At 42.5% G+C, this 13,130-nt stretch carries 9 protein-coding genes; 4 read left to right on the forward strand and 5 right to left on the reverse strand.

The window, feature by feature from the left end:
- Positions 1–31: 31 nt before the first annotated feature.
- A complete protein-coding gene (locus GWP40_RS01365; RefSeq protein WP_212565737.1) occupies positions 32–3,259 on the reverse strand; it encodes an adenylate/guanylate cyclase domain-containing protein in 3,228 nt (1,075 codons plus the stop codon).
- A 337-nt stretch (positions 3,260–3,596) separates the two neighbouring features.
- Between GWP40_RS01365 and GWP40_RS01370 the strand changes: the two genes are divergently transcribed.
- The 3 genes from GWP40_RS01370 (at position 3,597) to map (ending at position 5,738) form a co-directional block, all read left to right on the forward strand.
- A complete protein-coding gene (locus GWP40_RS01370; RefSeq protein WP_212565738.1) occupies positions 3,597–4,007 on the forward strand; it encodes a hypothetical protein in 411 nt (136 codons plus the stop codon).
- The gene (locus tag GWP40_RS01375) at positions 3,976–4,896 is read left to right on the forward strand and encodes a J domain-containing protein (protein ID WP_212565739.1); all 921 of its coding nucleotides are present in this window, start codon (positions 3,976–3,978) and stop codon (positions 4,894–4,896) included. Before GWP40_RS01370 ends, GWP40_RS01375 begins: the two co-directional genes overlap by 32 nt.
- A gap of 77 nt (positions 4,897–4,973) precedes the next feature.
- Entirely contained in the window at positions 4,974–5,738 is a 765-nt protein-coding gene (gene map, locus GWP40_RS01380; protein ID WP_212565740.1) for a type I methionyl aminopeptidase, read from the forward strand.
- Between the two features lie 244 nt (positions 5,739–5,982).
- Here the strand turns inward: map and GWP40_RS01385 are convergent, their stop codons facing one another.
- On the reverse strand, positions 5,983–6,720 hold the full coding sequence (locus tag GWP40_RS01385) for a rhodanese-like domain-containing protein (RefSeq protein WP_212565741.1): 738 nt from the start codon (positions 6,718–6,720) through the stop codon (positions 5,983–5,985).
- 67 nt (positions 6,721–6,787) lie between these two features.
- The gene (locus GWP40_RS01390; RefSeq protein WP_212565742.1) at positions 6,788–8,881 is read right to left on the reverse strand and encodes a methyl-accepting chemotaxis protein; all 2,094 of its coding nucleotides are present in this window, start codon (positions 8,879–8,881) and stop codon (positions 6,788–6,790) included.
- A gap of 633 nt (positions 8,882–9,514) precedes the next feature.
- Here GWP40_RS01390 and GWP40_RS01395 point away from each other — a divergent pair.
- Entirely contained in the window at positions 9,515–10,504 is a 990-nt protein-coding gene (locus GWP40_RS01395) for a formylglycine-generating enzyme family protein (RefSeq protein ID WP_212565743.1), read from the forward strand.
- Between the two features lie 83 nt (positions 10,505–10,587).
- On the opposite strand, the gene GWP40_RS01400 is transcribed toward GWP40_RS01395, so the two are convergent.
- Positions 10,588–10,998 carry an acyl-CoA thioesterase gene (locus GWP40_RS01400; RefSeq protein WP_212565744.1) on the reverse strand — a complete coding sequence of 137 codons (411 nt, stop codon included), beginning with the start codon at positions 10,996–10,998 and terminating at the stop codon, positions 10,588–10,590.
- Between the two features lie 129 nt (positions 10,999–11,127).
- Positions 11,128–13,086, reverse strand: a complete 1,959-nt coding sequence (locus GWP40_RS01405; protein WP_230974524.1) for a hypothetical protein — start codon at positions 13,084–13,086, stop codon at positions 11,128–11,130.
- Positions 13,087–13,130 lie beyond the last annotated feature (44 nt).

Here is a 13,130-nt window from a genome sequence, read left to right on the forward strand (position 1 = left end):
AATCTATTCCCCGCTGCAGAGCATCCCCATGCTACCTGCACATGTTTTTTTCTATAATAGAAATTCCTTTTGCCATCTCAGGCTCCAATAGCGTCGGCTCCAACCTGTTGATAAGGGCACGGCATTCGGAGAGTCGGTTTTCTTTAAATGCTCTGGTCAGTTGATCATAACATTCTTTTATTTCTTCGAATTCCATCGTATAGTCGACATCCTGATAATTTATATAATAGCATGGCACCTTTCCTTTTCCCTTTAAAAGATGTGGAGGGCGTTTATAGAGCCGATAGCTGCCGGAAATGAGCGCCGCTGTTTTCATCGAAACGGTGCACGCCATCGGAGCAGTTACCGATTCAAGGCGGAAAGCCATATTAACCGTGTCACCAAAGATATCGAAAATATATTTATGCACGCCGACGATACCTCCGGTGATTGCTCCCGAATCGATGCCTATTTTTATTCTAAAATGGCTGTTATTATCTTTATTAATTGTTTCAAAGCTTCGTAGCATTTCGACAGCGGCGCCGGTAAGCCTGAGTGCATGGTCTTTTTCCCCTCTAAGGCCGCAGCATGCTAAGTATCCGTCTCCAAGTGTTTTTATCCGCTCACAGCCGAAAACATCCATAATACCGTCAAATTGAGTAAACATCGTATTTAATTGCCTAATAACATGCTCCGGCGCCGTACCACCCGACCATTCGGTAAAGCTGACTAAATCTGCAAACAGTACCGTTACCGCAGGATACACTTTAGGCTTTGACGCTCCCGTACTGATAAGTTCGTCGATAACGGAGGGCGGCAGAGTATTGCGTAAAAGTTTGTCGCTCTTTTCTTTTTCGCCGGCGAGTTCTTTTGTTTTTTCTTTTACCTTCCGGTCAAGTTCATCTGCCCTCCGCTGTAAATTTCTAAAACGGAGTTGGACGGCAAAGAAAATACCGCTTCCGATACAGCATACAAGTAAAAGATAGAACCAGATAGTCTGATAAAAAAACGGCTTCTTATAGATAGCGGCGCTGGAACCGCTCTTGTTTACAATGCCGTCATTGTTCGCAGCTCTTACCTTAAACACGTAATTACCGGGGTTGAGGTTCGTATAGGCAATCTCCCGCGTAGTTCCGCAGCTACGCCACTCTTTATCATATCCTTCAAGTTTATATTCAAACTGAACCCGTTGCGGAATGGTAAAACTTAAAGCGGTAAATTTAAACAGAATACGCTTTATTCCGGCCGCGACCTTCAGTCTTTCTTCCGTTACATCATAGTTTTTGCCGTCTAAAACAATGCTCTCGATAACAACCGGTGGAGCATGTTTATTGGTAACATAATAAGAAGGAGCGCAGACGGCAACTCCCTTAAGCGTAGGCAGAAACAATGTATTTTCGGCGGTAACATGCGCCCATGCATTCGCCGCTAATTGACCTGTTAGGCCGTCAAGCCGGTTGTAGCGGACAAGAAATTCAGCTGGGAGACCGTTCAGCACTGCCTTTACAAAAACATCCGTTTTTACCAGCAGCAAATCTTTTGCCGTTACAATCCAGAGGTTTCCCATTGTGTCTTGTACGATGTTAAACACACTGATAGCTCCTGCACCGAATGCTTTATTGGCATAATAGAATCCGCCGTTTTTATACAGTGTTAGCCCCTCGCTTGTGCATAACCAAATATTATTTTCCGTATCTTCAATAATTCTAAGGATAATATTGCCGTGCAGTCCATCATCTTTGGTAAAAACGTGTTCCACCTTGATAACCGGTCTGCCGTCAGAAAAACCCGACACCGTTAAAACGACCGCCCCGCCGCCGTCCGTACCAAGCCATATCTTTCCGCTGCGGCTTTCTTCCGCACAAAGAATAAATAAATTAGGGAGTCCGTCTTCCTGCGTAATTGTTGTTATCGTACCGTCAAAATAGACGGCGGGTCCTGCCGTTGTGCCGATCCACAGGAGATTATCCGAGCTGCGGTACGAAAAACGTACACGGTTGTTCGGTAGTCCGTCTTTTTTTGATAGCGCTTGCATGCTTCCGTCTTTCCTAAAAATCAAAAGGCCGTTATCGGAATAGGTAGCAAAAAATAATGTTCCGTCCGCTTCTTCTCTGATTTGCCGGACACGGACGGCATGCAGCTTTTCGATAAGGGCATCAATTTGCCTTGCTCTTGTAGGAGAGAGCGCCGAACTTTTTAAGCACACAATGCCGTCATCTTTTGCAATCCAAATGTTTTTATCCAAATCTTCCAATACGGAATTTGCCGCGGTTGGTGGCAGGGACTCTGCGCTGGTTAAATCAAGAAATTTTCCTTTACTGAATTTCCCGACGCCGCCGCGTTCCATACCTACCCAAAGGTTTTCCTCAAAGTCTTGACAGAGACATGAAACGATATTATTCGGCAAGCCGTTCTCTTCCGAAAATATTTCCGGCTTACCCTTTTTGATCGTAACAATACCTCTATTGGTCGCCGCATACAGCGTTCCGTTCACAGTACGCAAAAATTCGTTAATACTCATCCCTTTCAGATATTCTGCGTCAATAAATTCAATGTCTTTTTCTTCTTTTATCTTGATGATTTTTCCGTTTTTTGTACCGAGCCACAGTATGTTATCGGAATCAAAATATGCAGCCGAAAAAGTATAATCCTGTATGGCATCCAAATACGGGAGCCGGGCTACTTTTTTATTTTGAATGACTGTAATCCCCTGCAGATTTGAACCGACATATATCCTGTCCTTTACCGGAAGGATAAACGTAATAATCCCTAAACTTTTATTGCGTTCATCAAGGATAGGGACAAAACGGCCGCTTTTTTCCAACCGCGCGAGTCCGTCTGCCGTTCCGACCCACAGCACATTGTCTTTATCAAATTTTATCGCTCTAATTGAAAGATTCGGCAGACCATCTTCTTCGGCATAGCGCTTAAATATCTTGTTTTGATAGGCGTATAAACCGGTGGAATTGGTTCCTATCCAGAGCGTACTGTATGCATCTTCGCATAGAACACGCGGCGCTATGCCGGTAAACCCGTGTTCGGCTTCGGTAAACTCGGTAAACGTTTCTCCGTCAAACCTGATAAGGCCGTCATAGGAGGCAAGCCAAATATAACCCGTTCCATCCTGCAAAACGTCCAATATTCTATTTGAAGGTAACCCGTTCGTATCCGACCAGAAAGTCTGGACAGAGCCTGCAAGACTGTTAAATGATATCTCCGCTGCGAGTGGAAAAATTGCCATAAGTGTAAGTACAAGTACAAAAAAGCATTTTTTTAACATAAGTACCTCAAGGATTTAACAGGAACGTGTAAAAACTACAAGCCGATAGGCTTATTCGTTAACACAGTATACACTATCGAAGTGAAAAAACCATATATTTTACCACAAAGAACCATAGTTACCGTAAAAGAACTCACGTTATTAAAGCACCGAAAAGCCGTACCTCATACAAGCTTCCCGCAAAAGGTACGACGAGGAAAAGGTTCCCGTAACGACATGCAATAATTGGCAATTTGAAACCAATTATTGTATTGCTCATTCCTTTACAGACTTGGATCAACCTTTCCTAACTAGGCGTCCGCTTGCATAAGAGATTTATTTTTTCTATTATATCCCCATGACAACCGCATTGGTGTATTTTGATAAAGGGAAAAAAGCACAAACACAGCTTTTTCTGGCAGCCCTAAAAGAAGGCGCCCATAATCGGTGCGATGATATTCGTATTTTGAATGGGCATACGTTGACCGATACGGATCGGCTTAATATGTACGGATATATTGCTATTTTCTGCGCCGAAAAACCGTTTTTTACATCAAAACCAAATCCTGCCGTCGTAACAATCCTCAGAGATCACGGCCTTAAAGAGGGTTGTAAAGGCTGCGTTCTTACCGTAAACCGTGGGCTGTTTTCGGGTAAATTTATTCGAAATCTGATGAATACATTAGAAAGCTGCGGTTTTATGATCGACTACTTCGATACTTTGCGGAATGTAGCGGATGCTCGCCGCGCGGGGGCAAATATTGGGTAGCAAGGCGGAAAGCGGACGGCAGGATAGCGAAGAAGGACGCGGAGATCGTTCAACACATCAATCCATAATAATAGAAGATTATTATAAGATTTTAAGTGTTTCTCCTTCCGCTTCTACTTCCGAAATCAAACGGGCATTCCGAAAAAAAGCCAAAGAACTGCATCCCGATATTCCCCATAATGTTCGGAATACCGACGGCAAAAAGGCTAATGAGCAGGCGATGATGAGGCTTATCCGTGCCTATGAAGCCTTGCTTGATGCGAAGCGCCGGGCGGAGTTTGATTTTTTCTATAATAAGACCGCGAAAAAAGGTGAAAGTTTTGATTACCGTACATGGCTAAAAGAGCGGACGGATCCCGAAAGCAGGGCGACGCTAATTTTTTTTGACCTTTTCCATAATGCTGAGGACGAAGCGGTACAGGAATTTTTACGGCTCCGCTCGGTACAGCCTTCGTTTTCGCTTCGCCGGTACTTTAGCAGGGGAGACTTTATGGATTGCGGATTTGTGCTTGCAGAGGAACTCTATTTCCGTGATCACTATTATGAGTCTTTTTTGCTGCTTGACCAAATTATCAGCGAAGAGCAGAAGCAGGCATATTTCCGCCATTTTTTTCCCGAAGTGCTTATTCTAGCCCGCAAGCTTATCCGCGAAAAACTCATCTACAATCTTGCAGACGATTTACTGCTTGATTGTTGCGAAGCCGCGCTGGATTTTGGGCTAAGTAAAGCGGATAATGCAGAAATATTAAAAAAGATGGCGGAAATTTATTACCGGATGGGTGATTTTACTACCGGCGACGGATGTGCGGAGGCGTCCATGCGAATGAATCCCCGCATCCGCGGCATAACGAAGTTGAAAAAAAACTATCAGGAGCAGCTTTGGCGTTAAAGGTGCTCCGGTTATCCTTAACATAAGATAACCGGCAAATCCTAAGACGATAAGGCTGCGCAAAGGGTAAGGAATATATGATACGAATTAAGACAAAGGAACAGATAGACGGTATCCGCCTATCATGTAAAGCATTGGCGCGGCTCTTTAAGCAATTAACGCCGCGGGTGAAGCCGGGCGTAACCACGAAAGAACTGGATGACTTTTGTGTTGAGTACATTAAGAGCATCGGCGGCGTTCCCGCATGGTATGCGGAAAATTTTCCGGGGGCAGCCTGTATCTCCATCAATGAGGAAGTTATACATGGTATCCCCAGTAAAAAGAAAATCGTACAGGAAGGAGACCTCGTATCGCTGGATATCGGTATTGACCTTAACGGATACATCAGCGATTCGTGCGTAACGGTGCCGGTTGGAAAGGTAAGCCCCGAACGCGCACAACTTTTAAAGGTTACCACCGACTGCCTCTATGCGGGAATCGCCGCCTGTCAGGCAGGTAAGCGTGTAAATGCAATATCCCGCGCGGTGTACGACTTGGCGCGGCAGTATAAATACGGTGTCGTATATGAATACTGCGGTCATGGGGTCGGGCTTAAAGTACATGAAGAACCGAATATTCCGAATGTACCGGAGCGGGGCGCACCAAACCCGCGGCTAGTACCCGGTATGGTGATTGCGATTGAACCGATGATTAACCTCGGTACGGCAGATGTTAAAACCCGCGCCGACGGATGGACGGTTGTTAGCGCCGACAAGTCCTGTTCCTGTCACATGGAACACACGGTTGCCATCTTTGAAGACCACACCGAAATTTTAACGCAGCTGAATCCCGGAGAAGCGTAAGTAAACGCGGCGCATAGTTATCATACGTTAATTATAAGTTAAACAGAAGGGGAACCTCTAAAAACTTCAGTTTTTTAGAGGTTTTCCTTGATTTTAATTTGCGATGTTTTTAATAAGTCATTTATATTTATAGACTTATTAAAAACTCGACGGGCACCTCTAAAAATCTAACCGAGTTTTTAGAGGTGCCCAAGAAAGGCCGCTAAAAGGTTAAATTTTTAGCGGCTATTTAAGGATAGTTTTGTTATTTTACCAATTCAAAGGCTGAGTATTCGTTGGTTCCATCTAAACTGTTTATCACCGTGTATCCTGCATCCGCTAGTTTTTCCGCAACGGCAAAAGAGCGGTTACCGGAATAGCAGTAGGTTAGTACCGGTTTATTCTTAGGTAATTTGGGCAGTAACTCAGCAATAGCATCCGCATTCCCCGATATTGCACCTTTTAAATGCGAAGCGGCATAATCAGCGGGTTCTCGGGCATCGACAACGGAGTAGTTCCCTGTATTCGCGAGCTCCTGCATCTGTTTTCCGCGTACATTTGTCACTTTGGTAAGCGACTTATAAGAATAACGTCCGACTCCATCCGCATTGAACAGTTTTTTGAACCCATTTTTTTGTAAGATTTCCGCAGCTGCGCGGCTCCTGCGTCCGCTTCTGCAAATAACGATAATATTTTTATCCTTGAAATCGGCAATATCGCTCAGCCTGTTTTCGATATCGTTGAGGCTGATATTGATTGCATAGCGGACGTGGTCCGCCTCATACTCGTGTTTTTCACGCACATCGATAACCAGATACTGCTCTTTTTCTGCCTTATCGTTCATAATACTATCAAGCTCGGAGCCTTTCATATCCACGATGTCCGCGCCTTGTATATCATTCTTTTTTTTCTGCGTTGTGCAGGCATTTCCCAACAATGCAATCAAAATTAGTGCACTGATAAGGATGCTGATCCTTTTAGGATCAATTTTCCGACTATACATTTTCAACTCCTCCCCGTTGGGATATAGTAAAACAATTAGGAGCTACTGTATGCTTATGTTTTACCTATTAAACTTTAAACTTTGAGACCTCTTCCGCCAAACGCTCAATACTCCGTTTATTTTTCTGCGTAATCTCGCTCACTTCCTGCACGGCATTGTTAATCTGCACCGCACCCGCAGCCATCTCGTTCATACTTTCCGTAATAATGCGCGTAAGGTCGTCCAATGTATGCATTTCCTGTGCAACACTCTCTCCACCTTTTAGCATTTCTTCCGAACCCGCCTGCACTTCTACGGTTACCATGTTGATGCTTTTTATCGCCGCTAGAACTTCCTTGCTGCCGTTTTCCTGCTCTCGCATCGATTCGGTAACACTGGTGCTCATTTCTTTTACCTTCTCTGCAAGGCTGAAGATTGTATTAAATTTTTCTTCCACCGTTTTGGATGAAGTAGAGAGTGTTTCAATTTCACCACTGAGCGCTTTCAATGTAGTGGTGATGGTTTTCCCTTGCATCGAAGATTCTTCTGCGAGCTTGCGAATTTCATCTGCAACAACAGCAAAGCCCTTACCTGCTTCTCCCGCATGAGCCGCTTCTATTGCAGCATTCATTGCGAGCAGGTTCGTTTGTGAAGCAATATGCTGAATAACACTGCTGGCTTCCATCAAGGAACCGGATTCTTCTGCGATTTTCTGTGTTACCGTGTTAGAAGTAACAAGCGTTGCTTTACCGTCGCCGGTTGCTGTTGTAAGGCTTTTAATTACGTCATCGGTTTTACCGAGTGTTTGACCGATAGATGCAATATTTGCAACCATCTCTTCTACGGAAGATGAAGATTGTGCGACACTTGCAGCTTGCGTTTCAATACTGGCATTTAGTTGCTTAATAGTCCGAACAATTTCTTCAATAGTTGCTGCAGTTTCGGTAACGCTGGCAGCCTGAGTTAAGGCTTGCTGTTTAACACCATCAATGTTTGCACTAATTTGGTTGACGGAGCTTGCCGTTTCGGTCATATTCGACGCAAGTTCATTACCGATTTCTTCCATTTCGCTGCTGCTTGTTCCAACCGCTTGTATTGAAGCGCCGATTTTAGCGATTGTTTCATTAAAATACTTTGCCATATCGGTGATTTCATCATTACCGTATACCGGCAGCCGGACTGTTAAGTCGCCATCACCTTGTGAAATATTTTGTAAAGCCGAAACCGTCGTTTGAATTGGTTTTATCATTGTACGGGCAACAAAATAGACAATAATCAGCGCTCCAATTAGTACACTAATACCAATTCCAATCATTGTGCTGCGAAGTGTGTTGACCGTTCCCATGAATTCGTTGACAGGCGCTCGAATGATAATCGACCAATTAGTAGTTTTAACCGCTGCGAATGATGCAATATATTCAATGCCATGATAGTCATAGTAGCAGACTTCTCCTTCGTCAGTATCAAGCACATACTGTAAAAAGGCTGCGGTCGATGTGAGTGAAGGATCTGTTTTTGCTTGTTCAATGATATTATCTTGACTTTGTACTAAATCGGTATCCCTATCTGCAATGATAATTCCCGTTGCCCCCATAATATAACAGTTGCCGGTTTCTCCTACGACGATATCAGCAATATTTTGGGATAACAGCAAACCGGGGATATCGGCAGATAACACTCCTACAATAGTTTTGTTATCATCATAGATAGGGACAGCAAGGGTGTTTATTAATTGTCCATTTGCACGAGAGATGTATGGCTCCGAAAAAAAGGATTTCCCACTAATGGCGGAACGAAACCAATCTCTGTTCACAACGGATAATACGCTTCCATTAGCAAGCATACACTGCCCTTGTGCATCAGTCATATTCAATTCGATTATTGTTTCATTAAAAGAAACTTCATTTGCAAGGAACGCTAATCGTGCAGTGGATGAAGCGGTTGCATCTCGCAAAACCGGCATTCGGGAAATACCTTCGATAAATTGCAACAGGGCTGTAACCCTTCCGTTAATGATTTCGGCGGTATCATTTGCCTTATCAATAAGATGATCCTCTATTTTTTCGGTGACTGCCCTTCTGGCAATCATAACTGCTAAGACAATTTCAATAACTCCTGCTGCAGCAATGAGAATACCAAAAATAAGAATGAATTTCTTTTTTAACGAAAAACGTTTTTTCATTGTAAACCTCCCAATAAAATAATGGATATAGTAATTTGAGATGATGATACAGGGTATTAGTTGCGGTAACCTTACAAACGCATATAAAATTCTTTCCCAGAGAAGGAATCTAAAGAGTAGATTATTTTGTAGGAATTTCGATTACCAATCACCCATCCAGTATTACCAATTAAACGGTAGGTAGGTGCGGGGGTATTATACTTTTTTCATTCATTTTGTCAAGTCTCCTTTTAATGAATAAAAAAGACATCCGCCTATCTTGTCCGCCTTTGAAAGATAATAATAAGCGGATCCACACGTATATTACTTATATACAGAAAGAGTATAACTCTTTTTCTGATAGCTGTCCAGCAAGCGTTGGAATCCATGGCGGTTACTCATGGTTAGACATTTAAGAAGCATTGCGATTATGCATATTTTACAGTATAATGCGTTCGGTTATATTCTAAAGATAGTATGACTAAGGAGTGTAAAATAAAAGCCGTACAAATGGCACGGCTTTTATTTACTCAAGTTTGCGTTTGAGCAAACTTGTATATCATCTGCACGTTCTCACTTCGTTGCGAACGTGCGTAAAAAGTCAATCGAAAGTTGATACTTTCTTCTTGACTTTTTATGGGAGAAATGACAAATATGAAAATCAACAATTTCAGGAAGAAAGACCGGACGATAGAAAAGTATTTCGGTTATGCCGCCATATCGGTGTGTATGCTGATTATATCTCTTTTATTCACCGCTTGTCCCGGTACAACCCCCTCCTCCAATGGTGAAAAAAACAGTGGATATGATGCAGCAAACGGTATCGGTTCCGTACAAGGTGTACATTTTGTAATGAAACCAATTGCCGCGGTAAACGACGCCAGTATAGGTCATAGTACAGAAGAGTATAATCCCCCGCGTTGGGTAAATTTAACCGCCTATCACATAAGCGAAACAGAAGTGACCCAAGAGTTATGGCAGGAAGTTATGGGAAATAATCCAAGCGGGTTTAAGGGCTCATTGAATCCGCCTGCTGCCGGTGAAGTACAAATGAAGCGTCCCGTGGAAATGGTTACATGGTATGAGTGCATAGCCTTCTGTAATGAACTGACAAAGAAAACGAACAGTGGAGCAAGTACTACGTGCGTCTATTATAGTGATGCGGCGTTTAAGGCTGTGTATACAAAAGACGATGCCGGTGCCGAAAAACTCCCGTATGCGGATTGGTCAAAGAAAGGATTCCGGCTCCCTACCGAAGCGGAATGGGAATGGGCAGCAAAAGCCGGAAAGGATGATGCATGGGCAGGTACGATCAGCCCGATCGAGCTGAAAGACTATGCATGGTTATCCGACACCGGAGCCGATAACAAAACGCATGAAGTAAAGAAAAAGAAGCCGAATGCTTACGGATTGTATGATATGACCGGGAATGTAATAGAATGGTGCTGGGATTGGTACTGGAGTGATACGACAATCTATGATAAACAGGATCCGAAAGGTAAGGATACCGGCAGTAAGCGTGTTAACCGCGGTGGCAGTTATTCCCAAGACACTACTAAGGCTACTCGTATGATTCGCTTTAGTGATAAACCTAATACTAATGAATACGACAATATCGGCTTCCGTATTGCCTGTCGGTCATAAACCTTCCTATAAATTTTCTTTAAACTGCAACAAGTAGACAAAGGATAAACTTTGGATGCTGTTGCAGTGAAGAACTATGCAGATCAATTTATTGTTTTTTTAGGTTTAAGCCCTTCCACAAAATACTTGTCCGGCAGTTTTGCGGGTTTGCCGGTTTTATCCACACACCCCCACGAAACGTCCGCTTCAGCACAGACATATCCTTCGGGATTTGTAATTACCTGCCGGAACGTTCCCGAAAGTTTGCCAAGCTTGATAGGCGTAACGTCGATGCGGAGCTTATCGTAAAGCCGCGCGGAATATTTGTAGTGGATATCGATATGAGTTACATAGAGCATATACCCTTCGTCGATAAGCCCTACATAATCAAAGCTGATACGGCGCAGGTATTCCATACGGGCGTATTCCAAGTAGTTTAAATATATAGCATTGTTTACGTGATTATATGCGTCCAGTTCGTAGCTTCTGACCTCTACTTCTATCGGGGGTGTCATTATTTTTATCCTCCTAATGTACTGATGATTTAATCTAAGGAAAACCTCTAGATTGAATTATCCAGTTTTTTCCAACAAGGGATTAAAAAAAATAGTACAACAATTTTACAAATATGTCATGAGGAACGTTCACAACGCTTTCCCTTGTGCCGTAATATGCAGCGTTTTCTCTATCTTTAAGAGGAATGGTATTGCTTCCATTTTACCGGTAGCATCTTTAGAATTATCGACAGGCAACTTTATTTCAAATGGATTATCATTTGACCACACCACAACCGAAAGTGTAAGGGCAGCATCTTTTTTACCTGAAAAATGAATGACAACCGGAAAATTCGGACGAGGAGAAGACACAAACGTTGCCGTATCGCCGGAAGCATTTTGTTCAAATCGAACATCGGATTCAAAAATTGCAATATCATTCACTGCACTCAATGTTACGGAAAACGCTTCAATTTTTAACGGTGAATCAATGGTAATAGCCCCGATGCTGCGCTCAAAGTAATTTTCAAATGAGGTACGAACAGTTAAAAAACTATCCGCGGTTTCCGCTGAACCCTGTGTATTGCCGCGGGTATAATCCATTATCTTTTCTTCCGCCGAAGAATCAATATATTTTTTTACCACACTGCTTTCATTACCGTTAAGATGTTGAATTAACATCCAGCGATTATGAATATTATTCCTTGTTGCCGGCATAACGAATACCCAAAGCATTAATACGAAAAACAGCCCGCCCATAACCTTACATTGAATCGGTATCTTAAAAAACGGTTGAACAGTTTTTCTTTTTTTATCAAAGCTAAGACTCAACCGGATTAAAAACAGATCAAAAGGCACAAAAATACAGGCTGATGCAAGGTTGATAAAAAATATGATATGGAACATATACTCGCGATAAAGGATAATATGCGTCACAACCGGCATGAGCGGCAAAAACAGACACACAATAAATATAATTTGCAGCACAATATTTTTAAAATGATAGGCAGCTAACGAGACAAAATAAATCACCATAAAGATAATTGAAAACGAAAGGTTAAAAAATGAAAAAATAAAAATATTCAACAAACAAACGACATGAGCAATAAATCCGTAAATAAAACGATTTGCCGGAAGTGGAATAAATTTATTAAATGCGGTAACGGTAAACATAAAAAACAATGCAAACACATATTTAATCAGCAGCGCTGTCAACGGAAATGAATTCAGCTCACTTATAGAGGAAAACCGCAGGTAAAAAAGCGCTTCCGTTATCTTGGAGCCTAAGAAAAAACTAAGCCAATTGACCAAGAAAAAATAAATCGGCATCCACCATAGTTTAAATAAATCTTTTATATGTTGATCTCGTTTTTTCCCGAATAAAAAGCTAAAAAACATCACCCATAGCAAAAATATAATTGACGATACAATAAGCGTGATGACGATATGCTGCTCGTTGATGATAATAAGTTTTTTATGCAGCTTCAAAACAAAATAATGAGTATCCCATTCATTACTCATACTTTGAGTAACGGCGGGCGCAACCGAAGAGAAAAAATCCGACAAATCCGCACCGGTTTCTATTTTTATTGCCGGAATATTCGCTTCATTATAGAGCCGTAAAGCAGGGTCATCGGGCAACCAGCCGAGACGATGAAACACAACCGCATTAGTATAAAAGTCAACCGGAATATTTTTTTGTTCCAAAGAGGTGTACACCGCCTTGAGAAGCCATGCAGGGGTTGTCCCTTTCGACGTTCCCGTAATAATCCGTGCGCCATCAGATTTATCGGGAGCAACAAGGCATACGGCAGCATTCGGATAGGTGATCAAGGTTTGAATTAACGCCTTAGTCCCCTCGTATCGCTTTACGGGAACATCAACCGGTAATTCGGAAATATCATTTTTCGTAATAGCAACAATGATATGGGTATCCGGCGCATCAGCGGATAATTTTTGCGCATATTGTTGCAGTTGCAAAGTTACGGCAGTAGCTTGATTATCACTACCTGCCGATGCGGTAAAGACAATGACCTTATCCGTTTTAGGTCCGAATTCATAAAAAATATTTTCTGCAATCAGTCCTTGCACCGGCAAAAGAAGAAACAAAAATATCCAAAGATACCGAAATCTCGGCAATAAATAGTTATGCA

Origin of the sequence: Treponema vincentii, assembly GCF_018336815.1 — a bacterium.
Lineage (GTDB): Bacteria > Spirochaetota > Spirochaetia > Treponematales > Treponemataceae > Treponema.

Bases quoted from the DNA above. Each gene is read 5' to 3' on its own strand.
- GWP40_RS01400 (WP_212565744.1), bottom strand. From the start codon at position 10,998: ATGACACCCCCGATAGAAGTAGAGGTCAGAAGCTACGAACTGGACGCA.
- GWP40_RS01395 (WP_212565743.1), top strand. From the start codon at position 9,515: ATGAAAATCAACAATTTCAGGAAGAAAGACCGGACGATAGAAAAGTAT.
- GWP40_RS01375 (WP_212565739.1), top strand. From the start codon at position 3,976: ATGCTCGCCGCGCGGGGGCAAATATTGGGTAGCAAGGCGGAAAGCGGA.
- GWP40_RS01390 (WP_212565742.1), bottom strand. From the start codon at position 8,881: ATGAAAAAACGTTTTTCGTTAAAAAAGAAATTCATTCTTATTTTTGGT.
- GWP40_RS01370 (WP_212565738.1), top strand. From the start codon at position 3,597: ATGACAACCGCATTGGTGTATTTTGATAAAGGGAAAAAAGCACAAACA.
- map (WP_212565740.1), top strand. From the start codon at position 4,974: ATGATACGAATTAAGACAAAGGAACAGATAGACGGTATCCGCCTATCA.
- GWP40_RS01365 (WP_212565737.1), bottom strand. From the start codon at position 3,259: ATGTTAAAAAAATGCTTTTTTGTACTTGTACTTACACTTATGGCAATT.
- GWP40_RS01385 (WP_212565741.1), bottom strand. From the start codon at position 6,720: ATGTATAGTCGGAAAATTGATCCTAAAAGGATCAGCATCCTTATCAGT.